Annotated in this window: 17 protein-coding genes, 1 pseudogene and 1 other annotated feature; of the genes and pseudogenes, 11 read left to right on the top strand and 7 right to left on the bottom strand. The window is 73.7% G+C overall.

The features are described 5' to 3' along the window. Positions 1-160 precede the first annotated feature (160 nt). A complete protein-coding gene (locus AB0G63_RS22295; RefSeq protein WP_360752877.1) occupies positions 161-1,027 on the bottom strand; it encodes a phospholipid scramblase-related protein in 867 nt (288 codons plus the stop codon). 77 nt (positions 1,028-1,104) lie between these two features. Between AB0G63_RS22295 and AB0G63_RS22290 the strand changes: the two are divergent. The 6 genes and pseudogenes from AB0G63_RS22290 to AB0G63_RS22265 all read left to right on the top strand — a co-directional run. Beyond that, positions 1,105-1,381, top strand: a pseudogene (locus AB0G63_RS22290) (hypothetical protein); the annotation flags it as partial. 81 nt (positions 1,382-1,462) lie between these two features. Further along, the gene (locus AB0G63_RS22285) at positions 1,463-1,975 is read left to right on the top strand and encodes an archease (protein ID WP_360752983.1); all 513 of its coding nucleotides are present in this window, start codon (positions 1,463-1,465) and stop codon (positions 1,973-1,975) included. 52 nt (positions 1,976-2,027) lie between these two features. After that, positions 2,028-3,452 carry an RtcB family protein gene (locus tag AB0G63_RS22280; RefSeq protein WP_360752874.1) on the top strand — a complete coding sequence of 475 codons (1,425 nt, stop codon included), beginning with the start codon at positions 2,028-2,030 and terminating at the stop codon, positions 3,450-3,452. A 285-nt stretch (positions 3,453-3,737) separates the two neighbouring features. After that, complete coding sequence (locus tag AB0G63_RS22275) at positions 3,738-3,962, top strand: DUF1918 domain-containing protein (protein ID WP_324790343.1); 225 nt, start codon at positions 3,738-3,740, stop codon at positions 3,960-3,962. Positions 3,963-4,304: 342 nt separating this feature from the next. Further along, positions 4,305-4,736 (top strand): DUF2267 domain-containing protein, encoded by a 432-nt coding sequence (locus AB0G63_RS22270; protein ID WP_360752871.1) that lies wholly within the window; start codon positions 4,305-4,307, stop codon positions 4,734-4,736. 113 nt (positions 4,737-4,849) lie between these two features. Further along, on the top strand, positions 4,850-5,326 hold the full coding sequence (locus AB0G63_RS22265) for an Hsp20/alpha crystallin family protein (protein ID WP_360752868.1): 477 nt from the start codon (positions 4,850-4,852) through the stop codon (positions 5,324-5,326). A gap of 164 nt (positions 5,327-5,490) precedes the next feature. Next, positions 5,491-5,627: a sequence feature (16S ribosomal RNA rRNA prediction is too short), on the bottom strand. Positions 5,628-5,640: 13 nt separating this feature from the next. Here the strand turns inward: AB0G63_RS22265 and AB0G63_RS22260 are convergent. From AB0G63_RS22260 to AB0G63_RS22245, 4 genes are all read right to left on the bottom strand, one after another. Further along, on the bottom strand, positions 5,641-6,969 hold the full coding sequence (locus AB0G63_RS22260; protein ID WP_360752865.1) for a phosphoribosyltransferase family protein: 1,329 nt from the start codon (positions 6,967-6,969) through the stop codon (positions 5,641-5,643). Positions 6,970-7,068: 99 nt separating this feature from the next. Further along, the gene (locus AB0G63_RS22255) at positions 7,069-7,962 is read right to left on the bottom strand and encodes a universal stress protein (protein WP_360752862.1); all 894 of its coding nucleotides are present in this window, start codon (positions 7,960-7,962) and stop codon (positions 7,069-7,071) included. A 100-nt stretch (positions 7,963-8,062) separates the two neighbouring features. Continuing rightward, positions 8,063-8,707, bottom strand: a complete 645-nt coding sequence (locus AB0G63_RS22250) for a protein-L-isoaspartate(D-aspartate) O-methyltransferase (protein ID WP_360752859.1) — start codon at positions 8,705-8,707, stop codon at positions 8,063-8,065. 217 nt (positions 8,708-8,924) lie between these two features. Continuing rightward, positions 8,925-10,064, bottom strand: coding sequence for a site-2 protease family protein (locus AB0G63_RS22245; RefSeq protein ID WP_360752857.1), 1,140 nt, complete (start codon positions 10,062-10,064; stop codon positions 8,925-8,927). Between the two features lie 77 nt (positions 10,065-10,141). On the opposite strand from AB0G63_RS22245, the gene polX reads away from it, so the two are divergent. Continuing rightward, positions 10,142-11,866, top strand: a complete 1,725-nt coding sequence (gene polX, locus AB0G63_RS22240; RefSeq protein ID WP_360752854.1) for a DNA polymerase/3'-5' exonuclease PolX — start codon at positions 10,142-10,144, stop codon at positions 11,864-11,866. Positions 11,867-11,952: 86 nt separating this feature from the next. Beyond that, positions 11,953-12,822, top strand: a complete 870-nt coding sequence (locus AB0G63_RS22235; RefSeq protein ID WP_360752851.1) for a universal stress protein — start codon at positions 11,953-11,955, stop codon at positions 12,820-12,822. A gap of 87 nt (positions 12,823-12,909) precedes the next feature. Here the strand turns inward: AB0G63_RS22235 and AB0G63_RS22230 are convergent, their stop codons facing one another. Beyond that, positions 12,910-13,074 carry a hypothetical protein gene (locus tag AB0G63_RS22230; protein ID WP_360752848.1) on the bottom strand — a complete coding sequence of 55 codons (165 nt, stop codon included), beginning with the start codon at positions 13,072-13,074 and terminating at the stop codon, positions 12,910-12,912. Positions 13,075-13,278: 204 nt separating this feature from the next. On the opposite strand from AB0G63_RS22230, the gene AB0G63_RS22225 reads away from it, so the two are divergent. Together AB0G63_RS22225 and AB0G63_RS22220 are read left to right on the top strand one after the other, a co-directional pair. Continuing rightward, on the top strand, positions 13,279-14,766 hold the full coding sequence (locus tag AB0G63_RS22225; protein ID WP_360752846.1) for an ArsR family transcriptional regulator: 1,488 nt from the start codon (positions 13,279-13,281) through the stop codon (positions 14,764-14,766). Positions 14,767-14,827: 61 nt separating this feature from the next. After that, complete coding sequence (locus tag AB0G63_RS22220) at positions 14,828-16,303, top strand: AAA family ATPase (protein ID WP_360752843.1); 1,476 nt, start codon at positions 14,828-14,830, stop codon at positions 16,301-16,303. A gap of 32 nt (positions 16,304-16,335) precedes the next feature. Here the strand turns inward: AB0G63_RS22220 and AB0G63_RS22215 are convergent, their stop codons facing one another. Then, positions 16,336-16,866, bottom strand: a complete 531-nt coding sequence (locus tag AB0G63_RS22215) for a CBS domain-containing protein (RefSeq protein WP_360752841.1) — start codon at positions 16,864-16,866, stop codon at positions 16,336-16,338. Between the two features lie 254 nt (positions 16,867-17,120). Between AB0G63_RS22215 and AB0G63_RS22210 the strand changes: the two genes are divergently transcribed. Then, the gene (locus AB0G63_RS22210; protein ID WP_360752838.1) at positions 17,121-18,116 is read left to right on the top strand and encodes an alpha/beta fold hydrolase; all 996 of its coding nucleotides are present in this window, start codon (positions 17,121-17,123) and stop codon (positions 18,114-18,116) included. Positions 18,117-18,139 lie beyond the last annotated feature (23 nt).

Here is an 18,139-nt window from a genome sequence, read left to right as displayed (position 1 = left end):
TTCCGCCTTGTTCGGGCGGGACGCAGGGACATGGCAGACGCGCACCCGCCGGCGGCGACGGCCGCACCGTGCCCGGAGACCGCCCCGGGCGGACCGGCGCCGGTGTCCCGGCGTGTCCCGGCGGACGAGGCCGGGGCGCCGTACGCCGTCACGGCCGGTCTCAGCCGAAACCGCGCGAGTCCTGCTTGAGCGCCGTGTCGACGGTGAGCGCCGTGGCGACGACGAGGCTCAGCAGCGGCTCGGGCAGCTGGTAGTGGATCTGCAGGACGTAGTTGTCGGCGGTCGTGAACATCGTCTTGGCGAGGCCTTCCCAGGTCTTGGTGATCCGGGCGACCTCGTTGTCGGCGTGGTCGACGATCGCGAAGTTCCAGGCGCGCCAGTTCTCCGCCTTGATCGCGCCGACCTTCTGGCCGTTCACGTTCATGGCAAAGTTGATCTTGCCGATCATGTTCTGCTGGACGATCTCACCGACCGGCGAGCCGTCCGGACGCGACACGATCACCCGCGACTTGAAGAACTTCGCGGGCCGGGTGAGCAGCAGCTGCGGCTGTCCGTAGGCGTCGCGGATCTCCAGCTTGTGGGTCATGAACTGGTCGAGGCTGGAGACGAAGCGCAGCACCTTCTTCAGCGCGCTCTGTCCCACCTGGGTGACCGAGCCGATCTGGTTGCCGTTCTGATCCATGACCTTGTACTCGTTGGTCAGCTCGATCAGCTTGGCCTTCTGGTTGACCACCAGGACCGGCTCGGTGAACAGGGTGCCGCCGCCGGGGCCGCCCGCGGCGACCCCGGCCTGCTGCTGCACCTGACGCTGAACGCGGGGGTCGGGAACTCCGGCCTGCTGGGGCACCTGGTGAGGCGCGTGCTGGGGCGCCTGCTGGGGCACCTGCTGGGCGGCCGGGGCCTGTTGGGCGCCCTGGTCCGGGCTGGTGTGCTGGGTCCACTGGGCGCCGTCCCAGTAACGAAGCGTCTGTGGCGCTCCGTGCGGATCCGGATACCAGCCTGCAGGAGTGTTCGAATGCGTGGTCACCGGGGCACACTATCCCGTCGGTACCGGCACCCGGCCGAGGAGTCCGTCGCGTGACCGTTACCGCTTCCGGCCGATCCCTGCCCCGTCGGCCGCGCGACGCCTTCGGCGTCGTCGGCCGCGTCCACCTCCCCGGCTGTGCCGCCCTGTGGTGCGGGCGTTCGCGGGGGCGTGACCGACGACTCGGGTGAGTCCATGGCGGCCGTCATCCCCGTCCTCGCCACCGCCCCGGCGAGTCTGGGGCTGCTCGTCCTCCCGGACGGCGCCGCGATGCTCGTCGCGGCCGTCGTCTTCGGAGCGCTGGTCAACGCGGCGATCATCGGCTGGTGCACCCGCGCGCTGAGCCGCGGCGACCGCCCGGGCTCCGCCCCCCTGACAGCGGGGCGGGCCGGCGCCGCCTCCCGGATCCGTCCCGTCCCGGCGCGCGGTCCGGGGAGTATGCCGATACAACGGACGTGTCCGCACAAACGGCGGACGTGTTCGCACAGTCGACCGTGCCGGGGAGGACGTCCGGTGCCCCCTGCCGAGCCCGAGCCGTCGCCGCGCGGCCACCGGCGCCTTCCGCACACCGGCGATCTGCGCGTGGAGGCGTGGGCGCCGACCCGCGAGGAGTGCATCGCCGAGGCGGTGCGCGGCGTGGTGGGCAGCTTCGCCGACCTGCCCGCCGCCGCCCCCGGCGTCACCCGGGAGTGCGCGGTGCCCGCCGAGGACGACGCGCACCTGCTGGCCGCCGTGCTCGATGAGGTCGTCTACCGCATGGACACGGCGGGTGAGCTTCCCGCGGAGGTCGTCGTCGTACCGGCCCGGAACGGGGTGCGCGTGCGTTTCACGATGATCGACAGCCGGGCGGCCGCGCAGACCGGGGCCGTGCCCAAGGCGGTCGCCCTGCACGGGCTCTCGCTGGCCCAGGGGTCGCACGGGTGGGCCTGCCGTGTGACGTTGGATGTGTGACGCCCGCCCCGGTGTCCGGCACCGGGGCGAAACGCCGAGGAACGGCACCGACATGGACATCGAACTGACCGCGGAGGGCCCCTGGCGGTTCCGGATCGAACGGACCGGTGCCATGCGGGTCCCCGGCGTCGTCTGCGCCCCGCGCGAGCTGCTGCCCGCCGAACCCCATGACCAGGCGTTGCAGCAGGTGGCCAACGTGGCCACGCTCCCCGGCATCGTGCGTGCCTCGTACGCCATGCCCGACATCCACTGGGGCTACGGCTTCCCGATCGGCGGAGTGGCCGCCACCGACATCGCCTCCGGCGGCGTCGTCTCGCCCGGCGGAGTGGGCTTCGACATCTCCTGCGGGGTGCGCCTGCTCGCCGCGGGCGTGAGCCGCTCCGTCCTGCTGCCCCGGCTGCCCGATCTGATGGACCGGCTGGACCCGCTCATCCCGCGCGGCCTCGGCCGCGGGGGCCTGTGGCAGCCGGCCGACCGGACGCAGTTGCACGAGGTGCTGCGCGGTGGCGCCCGGTACGCGGTCGAACGGGGCCACGGCACGCGGCGCGACCTGGAGCGGTGCGAGGACCGCGGCGCCGTGGACGACGCCGATGTCACCCAGGTGAGCGAGCGCGCCCTGGAACGGGGTGCCGGGCAGGTCGGCAGCCTGGGCTCGGCCAATCACTTCCTGGAGATCCAGACCGTGGACGCGGTGTACGACGAGACGTGCGCACGGGCCTTCGAGCTGCGCCCGGGCCAGGTGTACGTGATGATCCACTGCGGCTCGCGCGGGCTGGGCCACCAGATCTGCACCGACCACGTACGGACGATGGGCACGGTGATGCGCCGCTACGGCATCGAGGTGCCCGATCCGCAGCTGGCCTGCGCGCCCGTGGACTCGTCCGAAGGCCGCGCCTACCTGGGCGCGATGGCCGCGGCCGCCAACTACGCCCGCGCCAACCGCCACCTGCTGGCCGACGCCACCCGCAAGGTGTTCCGCGAGGTCACCGGCGCGGGCCTGGACCTGATCTACGACGTCTCGCACAACCTGGCCAAGCTGGAGACCCACCCGGCCGACGGGGGGCGGCGGCTGCTGTGCGTGCACCGCAAGGGCGCCACCCGCGCCCTGCCACCGGGCCACCCCGGTCTGCCCGAGGCCCTGCGCCCCTTCGGCCAGCCGGTGTTCGTGCCCGGCACGATGGGCACCGCCTCGTACGTCATGACCGGCGTGCCCGGCAACGACGCGTTCGACTCCTGCTGCCACGGCGCGGGCCGCCTCTGGAGCCGGCACCGCGCGGTGCGCGAGGTCACCGTCCGGCAGTTGCGCGGCAAGCTGGCCGGTGCGGGGGTCGCGGTCCGCCCGGCCTCCTGGCGCAGCGTCGCCGAGGAGGCGCCCGAGGCCTACAAGGACGTCGACGCGGTCGTCCGGGCGGGCGAGCACAACGGCCTGGGCCGGCTGGTCGCGCGCCTGGTGCCGCTGGGCGTGCTCAAGGGCTGAGGCCCTGGCCGGAGCGGCGGCCGGTGGCGGCGGTCACGGTCGCGTGGCCGTCCGGGCTTGGGCAGGCGGGCCGGAGCGGGCGGGCCGGAGCGGGCGGGCCGGAGCGGAGGGTGCGGCCCCGCGCGGGGCAGGGTGTGCCCGCGTACGCTGGAGAGTGGGCGTGCCGGTCCCGGGCGCCGATGGCGGCCCCCGGGGGAAGGGGTGAGCCGTTCGACACCCCTGACACGCGCTCTCTCCGGCGCCGACGGCGTCGGAGAGACGGACAACAGGCAAAGGGAGCACCCCATGCGCGCACACGTCGGAGACTGGATCGTGGTGGAGTCCCTGCATCTGGGCGGGCAGCGCCGCCGGGGACAGATCGTGCGCCTCGAGCATCCGGACGGCACACCGCCGTACGTCGTGCGCTGGACGGACGACGGCCGGGAGACCGTCTTCTTCCCCGGACCCGAGGCCCACCTCGAATTCGTGGGCGAACACACCGCACGCGGGCACGTTTCCCACGAAGCGTGACTCGTGATTCGACCGGATCGGATCGGCCGGCAGCGCCGGGGACCGCGGCGTGATGCCGTGCGGCGCTGCGGCTGCCGACCGGTTCGCTCCGCCCTAGCATGGAGCCCATAGGGCAGGGAGAGCGACCGCCGAGCGGGCCCCGTGCCGCGCATCTGCGGCGCCGCCGGACAGGGGCCGCCGTACCCCGCCACCTCTGAACTAGCCGACTGCCGACCGCGCCGACCGCTCCCCACGCGAAGGCGTCCGGACACGAAGGCGTCCGGACACGAAGGCGCCCCCACGTGCAGGCGTCGCCGTACCGCCCGGCGCACGGCAGCCATGGACAGACCGGAAGGGAAGACCATGCCCGCCACTCACCATCCCGACTTCGAGCACGCCATCCACACCGCGAACATCTGGCTGAAAGCGGTGTCGGAAGCGCTGGGAACCGAGGACCGCCACCTCGCCCACCGGGTCCTGCGCACCTGGCTGCACACGCTTCGCGACCGGGTCACCGTCGATGTCGCCGCCCACTTCGCCGCCCAGCTCCCGGAGTTGCTGCGGGGCTCCTACTACGACGGCTGGGACCCCAGCATCGTGCCGATCAAGTACGACCGCGAGGGCTACATCAACCGCTTCGTCCAGGAGGCCAAGGTCGCCGCCGAGGACGTGCCCCGGATCGTTCCCGCGGTCACGGCCGTGGTGCGCAAGCACGTTTCCACCGGGCACCTGGAGGCGGTCCTGGAACAACTCCCGCACGACATCCGCGCACTGTTCCTCCAGCCCGCGGGCTGACCGCCGACGCGGGAGGCCGACCAGGACGGTGCGGTGTCCGAGTCGCCCGGTGCGGTGGAGGCGCGCAGCATGGAGTTGACCCGATTGCCGTCGTTCCGCGGAGGTGAACCGCGATGACCCTGCCCGTACACCACCAGCATGGCCGGCTCCTGGAACGTTCCTTCCCCACCCTGGGCTGGAGCGAGCCGATCGCCGCCGAGTTCGGTGACCTCTTCGAGCGGATGAACCGCTTCCTGGAGGCCGCCGGCGCCGCGCCCGCCGCCACGGTCTTGTCCCCGCCGGCCGATCTGCGGGAGACCGACGACGCCTACTTCGTCGAGGCGGAACTGCCCGGCATCGAGGGTGAGGACATCGACATCGAGCTCAGCGAGCGGGAACTGTGCATCGCCGGCGAGTACAAGGAGCAGGAGCGTGAAGGTGTGCTGCGGCGCAGCACCCGGCGCACGGGACGCTTCGAGTACCGGGTTCTGCTGCCGTCCGACGTCAAGGAGGAGGAGGTCACCGCGACGCTGGCCGACGGGGTGCTGACGGTCGTCGTCCCCAAGTCCCAGGGGACCAGGTCCAAGCACATCGAGATCACCCAGGCCTGAAACACGCCGACGCCTGCGGTCGCGGACGGGTCGCCCCGCCCGCAATCGCAGGCGCTTTCGTTCCCTGGAACCCGACAGCGTGCCTGACCGGTCTGTCAGCGCGGTCGAGGACATCTCCCTGAGAAAACGCGGTCGAGGACAGCTCCCTGAGAAAAGAGGTGATCCATCCGCACCTTCCGGTACGGCTGCCTTGTTACGACTTCGTCGCAATCGGCAGTCCCGCCTTCGACGGATCCTTCCCCGTGCGGGTTGGGCCACCGGCTTTGGGCGAGGAGATTCCCGGCGCACGCGCCGGACGGAGCGGGCGACCGAATTCAGGACGCCGCGTGGGTGACCGGGACCATGTGGTCGGCGAACCAGTCGCGGGCCAGCTCGGTGACCTTCTCCAGGGCTCCGGGCTCCTCGAAGAGGTGAGTGGCGCCGGGGACGACCGCGAGCCGGTTCTCGCAGTGCAGCCGGGACTGCGCGTCGCGGTTGAGGTCGAGGACCAGCTCGTCGTGGCCTCCGACGATCAGCAGCGTGGGCGCCGCCACCGCGGGCAGCCGCGGCCCGGCCAGGTCGGGCCTGCCGCCCCGGGAGACGACCGCCGCGATCCGCGCGCCGGGCTCACCGGCCGCCCACAACGCGGCGGCGGCGCCGGTGCTGGCCCCGAAGTAGCCGACGGCCAGCCCCTCGCACTCGGGCTGCCGGCGCAGCCAGCCGGTGGCGTCCGCCAGACGCTGCGCCAGCAGGCCGGTGTCGAAGACGTTGGCCCGGTTGATCTCCTCCCGCTCGGTGAGCAGGTCGAACAGCAGGGTGCCCAGCCCGGCCCGGTTCAGCCCGGCCGCGACGAACCGGTTGCGCGGGCTGTGCCGGCTGCTGCCGCTGCCGTGCGCGAACAGCACCACCCCGCTCGCGCCGTCGGGCACCGTCAGCTGCCCGCGCAGCACCGCCCCGCCGGCCTGCACGTCCGCCTCCCGGTCCTCGGGCACGACGTGATGCGGCTCGGTGTGGCGCGTGCTCACCGGGTGGGCGGCCGCCTCCTCCAGACAGGCGACGACCTCGTCGTCGTCGGTCTGCGAGAAGTCGGCGTAGAACTCGCCGATCGCGAAGAAACTCCTGGGGGTGTACGGGCACACCAGCTCGTCGGCGTCATCGCCGAGCCGGGCGGTCCAGTCGTGCGGCGCCACGGGGACCGCCAGCACGATCCGTGCGGCCCCGCGGGCGCGGGCGATCTGGCAGGCCGCGCGCGCCGTCGACCCGGTGGCGACCCCGTCGTCGACCACCACCACCGTGCGGCCCCGGAGATCGGCCGGCTCCCGTCCGCCCCGGTAGTGCCGGGCACGGCTCTGCAGCACCTCCCGCTCATGGGCCTCGACCCGGGCCAGCTCTTCGGCAGTGACCCTCCCCATGCGCACCACGTCATCGTTGATCACGCGTACGCCGCCCTCGCCGATCGCTCCCATTCCCAGCTCCGGCTGGAACGGCACGCCCAGCTTGCGCACCAGGCACACGTCCAGCGGCGCGCCGAGCGCCCCGGCCACCTCCGCTGCGACCGGAACCCCGCCCCGGGGCAGGCCCAGCACCACCACCCCAGCGCCCTTGAGGTGGGCCAGCCGGGCGGCCAGCCGCCGACCGGCATCACGACGATCCAGATAGAACACGATGCGACCTCCTCGTCCCCCCGGAGGAACACGGCGGGCGGACGGCCTGCACGCCGCACTTCCATCCTCACCCCGGCGCTGAACGGATGCGCGCCCGACTCAGGCCACGCCCTCCCCGGCGCGGTGCGGGACGACGACGACCGGGCACGTCGCACGGCGCATCAGCGAGCGGCTGACCGAGCCGAGCAGCAGTCCGGAGAATCCGCCGAGGCCGCGGCTGCCGACGACCAGTTGCACAGCGCCCTGGGCCGCGTCGCCGAGCACACCCGCCGGGTGGCCGCGGACCACCTCGTGCCGGAGTTCGACCTCCGGATACTTCTCCCGCCAGCCCGCCGTCGACTCCGCCAGCACCCGCCGCACCTCGTCCTCGGCGTCCTCCAGAGCGAGATCGCGGAGATACTGCGGCTCCCAGGCGGCGACGGCGACCAGCCGGGCATCGCGGAAGGCGGCCTCCTCGAAGGCGAACCGCACCGCCTCCCTCGACACGCCCGAACCATCCACACCCACCACGATCCGCGGCGGAGCCTGGGGTGCGGACTGAGGCCCGCCCACCACGACGACCGGGCACGCCGCCTGCGCGACCAGCGACGGCCCCAGCGAGTCGCGGCTGATCAGATCCCGCACGACGCCACGGTGCCGCGAGCCGATCACCACCATGGCGCTTCCCGGCCCGAGCGCCCGCAAGGCGTCCACCGCGGAGCCGTCGGCCGGCTCGCACACCACGGTGAGTCCCGGATGCCGCGCGACGGCGGCCTCCCGTGCCTCCTCCAGCAGCGCCGCGACCGCGGCAGGCGCCGCCGGGCCCCCCGGCGCCGGTACCGGACCGGGCTCGGCGCGGCGGTCCTCCGGCGCGGACACGTCGACGGCGAGCACCACGTGCAGCGGCAGGCCGCGCAGCGCCGCCTCGTCCGCCGCCCAGGCCAGTACCGGCCCGGCGCCGGACGTGGCGTCCACCCCGGCGACGACCGCACCCCGCGCGTGCGACGTGGTCATGTTGTGCGTTCCTGTCAGCGCGATGCACCGCCGTCGTTCGGGTCCCATGGACGAGCTCGGGCCGGGAAGGATGATCTCCGGCGACGAGCCATGCTACGACTCAGGCGGGGAAGCCGTACCGTCCGCGCAGGCGGACGAAGCGGGCGGGCGTGAGGACCCGCCGGCGTTCCAGGCCCTCCGCGGTGCGCCGGAAGGCCACGACCCGGTCCCGGCCGCCCGGCCCGATGGGCTGTACGAGGCGGCCGCCGACGCGCAGTTGCCCGGCCAGCGGTGCGGCGACCTCCGGGAAGGCGGCGGACACGATGATCGCGTCGTAGGGAGCGCGCTCCGGCACGCCGCCGCTGCCGTCCCCGACGCGCAGCTCGACGTTCCGGATGCCCTGCCGGGCGAGGTTGCTCCCGGCCTGCCGCGAGAGGTCCGGCCACAGCTCGATGCTCACGACGTCGGCGGCCAGCCGGGCGAGCAGCGCGGTCTGGAAGCCCAGGCCGGTGCCGATCTCGAGGACGTGCTCGTCCCCGCTCAGATCGAGGCCCTCGATCATCGTCGCCGACAGCGAGGGCTGCGTGGTCACCTGTTCGTGCCCGATCGGAACGGGCGCGTCCGCATAGGCCCGCGTGCGGTGGCCGGCGGGGACGAACGCCGCTCGGGGCGTCGCCCGTACGGCCTCCAGCAGGCGTTCGTCGGTGATGCCGACCGCTCGGACGGCCCTCACGAGGTCCTCGGGTGGAGGGGCGGTTTCCGTCATGTTCTCCGCTTTCCGTGCGACGGCCGGTGCTCCCGTGCGACGGCCGGTGTTTCCGTGCGACGGCCGGTGTTCCCGTGCGACGGCCGGCGCCGATGGCCCGCCACCGCGCCCGCGCATCCCCCCGGCCGGCGCCCGGCTGTGTGACCACCGGATCCAGGTACCCCCCACAGCCCGTCCGACGTCCCGGGCCGCGGTCGCCGGGCCGGCGCGGCGCGGGTCACCGGCCGCCACCCCGCCCGGGGGCGTTCATCAGCCAGTTCACCGTCCGGCTGACGTCCGAGAGCGAGACGATCCCGACGAGCCTGCCGTCCGCCACGACCAGGACCCGGTTCTCGGCGCCCCGTTCCATGCGGGGCAGCAGGTCCGCCAGCGCGCTGTCCGGCCCGGTCACGACGGTCCGCGACAGCGGCACCATCACCTCCCGCACCGGCACGGCGGCGGCTCCGGCCTGCGCCACCCTTCTGGCCTCGTCGAGGGTGACCAGCCCGACCGGGGCCTCGCCGTCGGTCACGGGGAACGCCGAGTGCCGGTAGCGGTAGTGCGCGTCGGCGAGGAAGTCCGCGACCGTGGTGTCCGCGGAGACCGTCAGGGGGTCGGGGGTCATGACGTCCCGCACGGGGACGCCGGCCAGCAGGCCGCGCAGCTGGGCCTGCCGTCCCTCGGCGGTGGCCGTGGCGATGAGGAACCAGCCGATCAGCGCCAGCCACAGGCCGCCGAACACCCCCCGCGCCATGAACACGATCAGCCCGAACGTGACGAGCAGCCACCCGAAGCCCTTGCCCGCCGCGGTCGCGCCGGCCGTCGCCCGCAGCCGGTCTCCCGTGCGCCACCACAGGAACGCGCGCAGCAGCCGGCCGCCGTCGAGCGGGGCGGCGGGCACCGCGTTGAAGACGGCGAGCAGCACGTTGATGCCCGCCAGCCAGGCCGCCATCTCCACCACGATCACGGACACGGACGCCAGGTCCAGCAGCCAGGCCGCCAGCGCGAAGAACCCTCCCAGCAGGAGGCTGACGAGCGGGCCGACGCCGGCGATCCTCAGCTCCGCGCCCGGCGTGGACGCCTCGGTCCTGAGCCGGGCCACCCCGCCCAGCAGCCACAGCACGATGTCGTCCACCTCGACCCCGTTGCGCCGGGCCACGACGGCGTGCGCCACCTCGTGTGCGAGCAGGGAGGCGAAGAAGACCACGGCGGTGCTCAGGCCCGCCGCCCAGTACACCCCCCAGGAACGCCCCGGATGCGCCACCGGGAGACGGCCCTGCGCCAGACCGAACGCGACGATGGCGAAGATACCGAGGACGCTCCAGTGCACGCCGACGCGTACGCCGGCGATCCGTCCCAGAACGAACGTCGCCCGCATCCCTCCAGTAGACCCTCCGGCCGGCGGCTTCGCGCGCCGACTGGCGGCCCGGACGGGCCGATTCCTAGACTTGACCCGTGGTCCGGCCCAACGAGGAGGTCGAGGCGCTCCTTCAGGAGTACGCGGACCTCATCGCCATCACCGGAGGCGACCCGTTCAAGGCGCGCGCCTACGAGAAGGCCGCCCGCGCGATCGGGGGCCATCCCGCCGACGTCTCCCACCTGGACGTCGCGGGTCTGAAGGAGATCCCGGGCGTGGGCAAGTCGATCGCCGAGAAGGTCGTCGAGTATTTCCGCACCGGCAAGGTCTCGGTGGTCGAGGAACGGCGGGCCAGGATTCCCGCGGGGGTACGGCAGCTCATCACCATCCCCACCCTCGGTCCGAAGAAGGCGCTGGCGCTGTACGAGGACCTGCACATCTCCTCGGTGAGCGAACTCACCGACGCCATCGAGGCGGAGAAGCTGCGCGACCTGAAGGGCTTCGGGGAGAAGACCGAGGAGAACATCCTGCACGGCATCGCCCTCATGCGGCAGGCGGGAGGGCGGATCCCGCTGGGCACCGCCATGGAGTCCGCCGAGGAGATCGTCGCCGGACTCTCCCGGATCACCGGCTGCGAGGACTGCGCCTACGCCGGATCGCTGCGCCGCATGAAGGAGACCGTCGGCGACATCGACATCCTCGTCGCCGCCGGCCGGTCGGCCCCCTTCATGGACGCCCTGACCGAACTGCCCTCCACCGCCGAGGTCATCGCGCACGGCGAGAAGAAGACCTCGGTCCGCACCGTCCTGGGCGTCCAGGTCGACCTGCGGGTGGTACGGCCGGACGCGTGGGGTGCCGGTCTGCAGTACTTCACCGGCTCCAAGGGCCACAACATCCGCACCCGCACGATCGCCGTCCACCTGGGGCTGAAGCTCTCCGAGTACGGCCTGTTCGAGACCGACGGCGGAAATCGGGTCGCCTCCCGTACCGAGGACGAGGTGTACGCCAGGCTCGGCCTGCCGTGGATCCCGCCCACACTGCGCGAGGACCGGGGGGAGATCGAAGCCGGGCTGCGCGGCGAACTCCCCGAGGTGGTGACGGAGGCCGACATCAGGGGCGACCTGCACACCCACACCGACCTCACCGACGGGCTCGCCTCCCTGGAGGACATGGTGGCGGCGGCGGCCGGGCGGGGCTACGCGTACTACGCGGTCACCGATCACGCGCCGGACCTGTACATGCAGCGCATGACCGACGAGAAGATCCTCGCCCAGCGCGAGCGGGTGCGCTCCCTGGACGGCGGACACCACGGCATGCGGCTGCTGCACGGCACCGAACTCAACATCGGCCCGAAAGGGGACGTCGACTGGCCCGACGAGTTCCTCCGCGGCTTCGACATCCGCGTGGCCTCGGTGCACTCCCACTTCAACCTCGGCCGCAAGGCGATGACCCGGCGGATCGTACGCGCCTGCGAGAACCCGTACGTCAACGTCATCGGCCACCCCACCACCCGCCTGATCGGCAAACGGCCGGGCGTCGACGCCGACCTGGACGAGGTGTTCGCCGCCTGCGCCCGCACCGGCACGGCCCTGGAGATCAACGCCCAGCCCGACCGCCTCGACCTCGGCGACGAGGACATCCTCCGGGCCAGGGACCACGGGGCGAAGTTCGCCGTCGACACCGACGCCCACTCGATCCCCCAGCTCGCCTACCTCCGCTACGGCGTCGGCACCGCGCAGCGCGGATGGCTCACCCCCGACGACGTGATCAACACGTGGCCACTGCGACGCCTGCGCCGGTTCCTGCGCAAGGACCGGGACTGACGCGGGGCGCGGACCGTCCCGCGGGTCCGCATGCGTGACGGAGGGGATTGGGGTACTCCTCGAAGGAGAGAACGGAGGCCGCCGCCATGCACGCAGTCGTCACCGTGGGCCTCGACGGCTCACCCGAGAGCCTTGCCGCGGCCCGCTGGGCCGCCGACGAGGCCCAGAAGCGGGGGCTCACCCTGCGCCTGTTGCACGCGTGGCCGCTGCTGGTGCCGGAGCCGACCGACGTGCCCTCGGAAGTCGACCAGAACTACTGGGCCAGGCGCCTGGTGCACACCGTTCGGGCGGAACTCCAGATGCGCCACCCGGGCCTGACCATCGTCCCGGACCTGGTCGCCGACGACGCGCAGAGCGCCCTGCTCCGAGCGGCGTCGGAGTCCGAGATGCTCGTGCTCGCCTCCCGCGGCCTGGCGCCCGTCGAGAGCTACTTCCTCGGCGACGTCAGCATGCCCGTCGTGGCTCGGGCCGAGCGGCCGGTCGTGATGGTCCGCGCCGAAGCCCCGGAAGGAGAGCCGCGGCCGGCGCCCACGAGCCGCGTGGTCGTGGCCCTCAAACTGCACGGATCCTCCGACGACCTGCTCGACTTCGCCTTCCACACGGCCGCGGCCAGGGGCGTTCCGCTCCAGGCCGTGCACGGCCGGAGCGTGCCGCTGCACGCGCGCGTGCCCTGGGGCGTGGACCACAACATCAGCGAGGAGATCACCCGGGAGGCGCAGCAGCAGCTCAGCAAGGCACTGCGCCCCTGGCGTGAGAAGTTCCCGCAAGTGGAAGTGGACGACAGCGTCCGTCTCACGAGCCCGCCCAAGGCCGTCGTCCGGGCCGCCGAGGGGGCCGCGCTGCTGGTCGTCGGCCGGCGCAGGCACCGTCCTGGCCTGGTGCCCCACCTGGGGCCGGTGACGCAGGCCGCCCTTCACCACGGGCGCTGCTCCGTCGCCGTCGTCCCGCACGACTGAGCCGGGCGTCCCGCACGACTGGCGTCCCGCACGGCTGAGCCGGGCGTCCCGCAGCACGACCGGGCTACGGCTCTCCCCACGACCGGGCTACGGCTCTCCGCGCCACATTCTGGAGTCGCCGCCCAGCCACTCGACCAGTTCCTCGTCGTCGATTCCCCGGTGCGATTCCCGCAGGCCGGCCCGGCGCAGGAACTCCAGGACGTCGAGCAGGTGATAGGCCGTACCGGCCGGTTCACCGTGGATCGTCACCATTCTCCCGCCGCCGGGTCCCGGCGGATGCACAACCACAGGCGCGTGTTCGGACACCGTTCCAGCCTGAACCCGGCCGCGCGGGGCCGCAATTCGGTTCGCGGGGCGGCCGCGCGGGGCGGCCGCGCGGGGCGGCCGCGCGTGTCGCGGCGGCCGGTTTCCGACGTTGTACTGGTAGGAGAGCGCTGCCGAGCGAGGGGAGCAGCCATGCCGTCGTCCGACGTCTTCCGTCCCGCGAAGCCGGAGACGGTGTTCGACCGCGACGCCGAGTGGAACGCGCTGGTCGCGTTCGCCTGCGACGACCGGCCCGGAGCCGGTCTCGGTGTGGTGACCGGACGGCTCCGGCAGGGCAAGACGTACCTCCTGGAGGCACTCGCCGGAGCGCTGGGCGGCTTCTGTTTCGGGGCGCAGCAGGCTGCCCGGGCGGAGTCCCTCCGGCGTCTCGGCGACGAACTCGCCCGGCACACGGGCACCGGGCCGGCCCGGGGAACCGGCTGGGAGGACGCCGTCGAGGCGGTGCTCGCGCTGGGCGACCGGCGGCCGGTGCCGGTCGTGCTCGACGAGTTCCCCGAGCTGGTACGGCAGAGTCCGGAACTGCCCTCCGTCATCCACACCGCCTACCGGCGGCTGCGCGACACGGGGCGGGGCAACCGCACGCGCCTGCTGCTGAGCGGTAGCTCCCTGCCCGTGATGCACCGGCTGTTCGGCGCGGCCTCTCCGCTGCGCGGGCTGGCCGATCTCGAACTCACCCTGCGCCCGTTGGACTTCCGGCAGGCCGCGCGGTTCTGGGCCATCGACCACCCCCGGCTCGCGCTGCTGGTTCACGCCGTCGTCGGCGGCACCCCCGCCTACCGGCGCTACGCCGGCGACGACGCCCCCGGCGGGCCGGACGACTTCGACGCCTGGGTGTGCCGGACGGTCCTCAACCCCGGCACTCCCCTGTTCCTTGAGGCGCATCACCTGATGCAGGAGGAGACCGACCACTGGGACCGTGCGCTGTGCCACTCCGCGCTCGCCGCCATCGCCTCGGGCTGCCGTACCCAGGGCGAGATCTCGGAATGTCTCGGCACCCCGCTCACCGACGCGTCGCACTGCCTCACACTCCTGCGGTCGAGCGGTCTGCTGTACGGCGAACCCGACGCCTTCCGGCCGAACCTGGTCCGGCTGCGGATCGCGGAGCCGCTGCTCGCCTTCGAACACGGATCTGTCTGGCCGCATCGTCAGGCGCTGGAACAGCAGGACGCCGACGAGGTCTGGCGGCGGGCACGTCCCGTCTTCGACTCCGCCGTGGCGGGCCCCCATTTCGCGCGGGTCTGCCGGGAGTGGGCGCTGGACTTCGCCGACCCGGCCGTCTTCGGCGGGCACCCCGCGAGCGCGGCCCATGGCTCGCTCCCGGACCCGGAACGCCGGGCCGGCCGGGACGTGGAGGCGGAGGTCGTCGTACGCGGCCGGGCCGACGGCCGCCTCGCGCCCCTGCTGTCGGTGGGCGTGGCCCGCTGGGACGAGGTCATGGACACACCCCACCTGGAGCACCTGCGTCACCTGCTCGGTCTGCTCGCCGCCCGCGGCGAGGACGTCACCCGCACCCGGCCCGCCTGCTACAGCGGCGTCGGCTTCACCCCCGCGCTCCGCGCGGCCGAGGCCGACGGGCAGGTGGTCCTCGTCGACCTCGACCGGCTGTACCGGGGGCGGTAGCGTGGACGCCGACCCGCGTCCCGGCGCCGTTCCCGGGACTCCGCCGCTCCCCCGTGCCGAGGTGTACGAGACCCACACCGCGGTCCTGTTCTTCGTCGGGGACCGCGCCTACAAGGTCAAGAAGCCGGTCGACCTGGAGTTCCTGGACTTCTCCACGGTGGCCGCCCGGCGGGCCGGCTGCGAGCGGGAGGTCGCCCTCAACCGCCGCTTCGCCCCGGACGTCTATCTGGGCCTGGGCGAGTTCCGCGGCCCGGACACGGACGTGTCCGAGCCCCTGGTCGTGATGCGCCGTATGCCCGCGGAGCGGCGCCTGTCCCGGCTGGTGCGGGAAGGCGCGCCCGTCGACGACGCGCTGCGGGCCGTCGCCCGGCTGCTCGCCGCCCGTCACGCGAACGCGCGCCGCAGGCCCGAAGTGGACCGGCAGGGGACGCGCGACGCGCTGTCGGCGCGCTGGGAGGCGAGCTTCGCCCAGGTACGGGCGATGTCCGGCGACGGCACCGTGCCGGACGGCGTGGCGGAGACCGAGCGGCTGGTGCGCCGCTACCTCGTCGGCCGCGAGCAGTTGTTCGAGGCGCGCATCGTGCAGGGGCGGATCGTCGACGGCCACGGAGACCTGCTGGCCGAGGACATCTTCTGCCTCGACGACGGCCCCCGCGTCCTGGACTGCCTGGAGTTCGACGACACCCTCCGGTACGTCGACGGCCTCGACGACGCCGCCTTCCTGGCCATGGACCTGGAGCAGCTCGGCGCCGCGGACGCCGCCGCGTTCTTCCTCACCGCGTACGGCGAGTACTCGGGAGACCCGGCGCCGCCCTCGCTGCGGCACCACTACGTCGCCTACCGCGCCTTCGTGCGCGCCAAGGTCTCGCTGATCCAGGCGCGCCAGGGCGCGCCCGGCGCCGGGACGGCGGCGCACCGGCTGATCGCGGCCGCCCTGCGTCATCTGCGTGCCTCCGTCGTCGGCGTGACCCTCGTCGGCGGGCTCCCGGGCAGCGGGAAGTCCACGCTCTCCGGCGCGCTCGCCGACCGGCTCGGCGTCACCCTGCTCAGCAGTGACCGCCTCCGCAAGGAGCTGGCCGGCATCCCGGTGGAGCAGTCCGCGGCGGCCGCCTACGGCGAGGGCCTGTACACACCCGAGTGGACGGCCAGGACGTACGCGGCCCTGCTCGATCGCGCGTCGGCCCTGCTGTCCCGCGGTGAGTCCGTCGTCCTGGACGCCACCTGGCACGACGCGGGACAGCGGGAAGCCGCCCTGCGCATGGCCGAGCGCACCCACGCCGACCTGGTGGCCCTGCACTGTCAGGTGCCGGACGCGATGTCGGCGGCCCGCCTGGCCACCCGCACCTCCGGGGCCTCCGACGCCGACGTCGGCGTGGCGACCGCGATGGCGGCCGCGGAACGGCCGTGGCCGAAGGCCGTCACGGTCGACACGAGCGGCTCCCTGGAGGCCGCGGTCGCCCGGGCGCTGGCCGCCGTCCGCCCGCACGACGCCGACCGGACGCCGGTCTTCCGCGCCCCCTCGGGGGAACCCTCCTGAGCAGCCGCCAGGCGGGCGGTCCGTGCGGGCGGTCAGGGAATCGCCGTGCCGCGCCGCGCCCGTCGGGGCGGGAGCCCGGGCAGCGTCGTCGGCGGGGCCGGCGGGTGGGGGCCGGCGGGTTCGCCCCGCTCCGCTCGGCCGGCGAGGGTCGCGACGATGTCGGCCGCCGTCAGCACGCCGGCCAGCCGTCCGTCCTCCGCCAGCACCGGCAGGGCGTCGGCGTCGGCGCAGCTCATGACGTCGGCCGCGTGGCGTACGGTCTGCCCCGCGTGCACGAGCGCCGGTCTGTGGCGGGGCAGGAGTTCGTCCACGCGCCGGCCGGACAGCGAAGCGGCCGGCGCCGCACAGGCGAGTGCCACGTCGGCCCGGTCCAGCAGGCCGGTGCAGCGGCCGTCCGGACGCACGACCGGGAGGTGACGGGCGCCGGACCGCTCCAGCAACTCCCAGGCGACGAGAACGGTCTCGTCGCCGGCGACGGTGACCGCGGCGGGGCGCATCACGTCGGCGACCGTCCGGGCCAGGACCTCCCGCTCGTCGGGGGCCGCCCGTGACTGCTGTTCCATGGTCGCCTCCTTCCCGGGTGTGCGGGTTGCCGAGTACCCGCGGGGCGCGGCACGGATCGCCTCCGGCGGGGGCGGGATGCGTTCCGTTCCCCCGGATGAGTGCGGCCCTGACCATGGACCCGGCGGTGAAACGCCAGGTCAGTGGTCCCCTGCCGGATGTTCACGGCGCGCGGGGAACGGGAGGTTGGAATACCATGGTCGGTAGCGCTGACTTCTGGTGAAGGAGTGCTTATCGGTGAGGTAGGTGTCCCACGATGGCCCTGATCTCTTCTTTCATAGCAGCCACGGACGGCCCGACACGCTCGGTGCGTGCGGCGGCGAGTTACCTCTACGGCCTGCTCACCCCCGGACGTGCGGAACCCGACGGCGGACGTGAGAGCGGCGAGGTCGTCGTACCGGTGCGGACGACGTCGTTCGTGCAGGGCCGGGCCGCGGGGCTGGGCCCGGTGACGGTGGCGTACGAGCGGCAGGGGACCGGGGAGCCGCTGGTCCTGCTGCACGGCGTCGGTCATCACCGCCGGGCCTGGGACGCCGTCGTGCCGCTGCTGGCCGAGCGGCACGAGACGATCGCCATCGACCTGCCCGGGTTCGGGGAGTCTCCCGACCTGGATCCGGCCGTGCCGCGCGATCTGCGGACCGCGGTGGGCTGGCTGGGCACCGTGCTCGCCGAACTGGGCGTGGAACGGCCGCACGTGGTCGGGCACTCGCTGGGCGGACTGATCGCGCTGCGTCTGGGCCAGGCCGGACTGGCGCGCAGCGTGACGGCCCTGGCGCCGGCGGGGTTCTGGACCGACGCGGAACGGCGGCGGACGTACGCTCTGCTCGCCGCGGCCCGGCACAGCGTGCGGCTGCTGCCTGACATGGCCATGGTCCGCCTGGCGCACACGGCGACCGCCCGGGCCGCGCTGGCCGGCACGGTCTACGGCCGGCCGGAGAGCTGCCTGCCCGAGACGCTGGTCGCCGATCTGCGGGCGCTGCGGGACGCCACCGCCTTCAACGCGACCCTGCGGGCCGGGCGGGCCCCCGGCCTGTTCACCGGGGACGTCCCCGGCCTGCCGGTGACCATCGCCTGGGGCGCCTGCGACCGGATCCTGCCGCCGCGGCAGGCCGCGCGCGTGCTGGCCATGATCCCGGAAGCCAGGCTGGTAGAACTGCCCGAGTGCGGCCACATCCCGATGAACGACGCGCCGGACCTCGTCGCCCGCGTGATCCTCGAGGCGACCCTGCGGGCCGCGGCCGAGGAACTGTGACGATCACCTCGGCGGCCGGCCGC

The sequence above is a fragment of the Streptomyces sp. NPDC020996 genome, from assembly GCF_040641355.1.
Taxonomy (GTDB): Bacteria; Actinomycetota; Actinomycetes; order Streptomycetales; family Streptomycetaceae; genus Streptomyces.
Note: the sequence above shows the minus strand (reverse complement) of the source record. Positions and strands in the feature narration are given on the sequence as shown.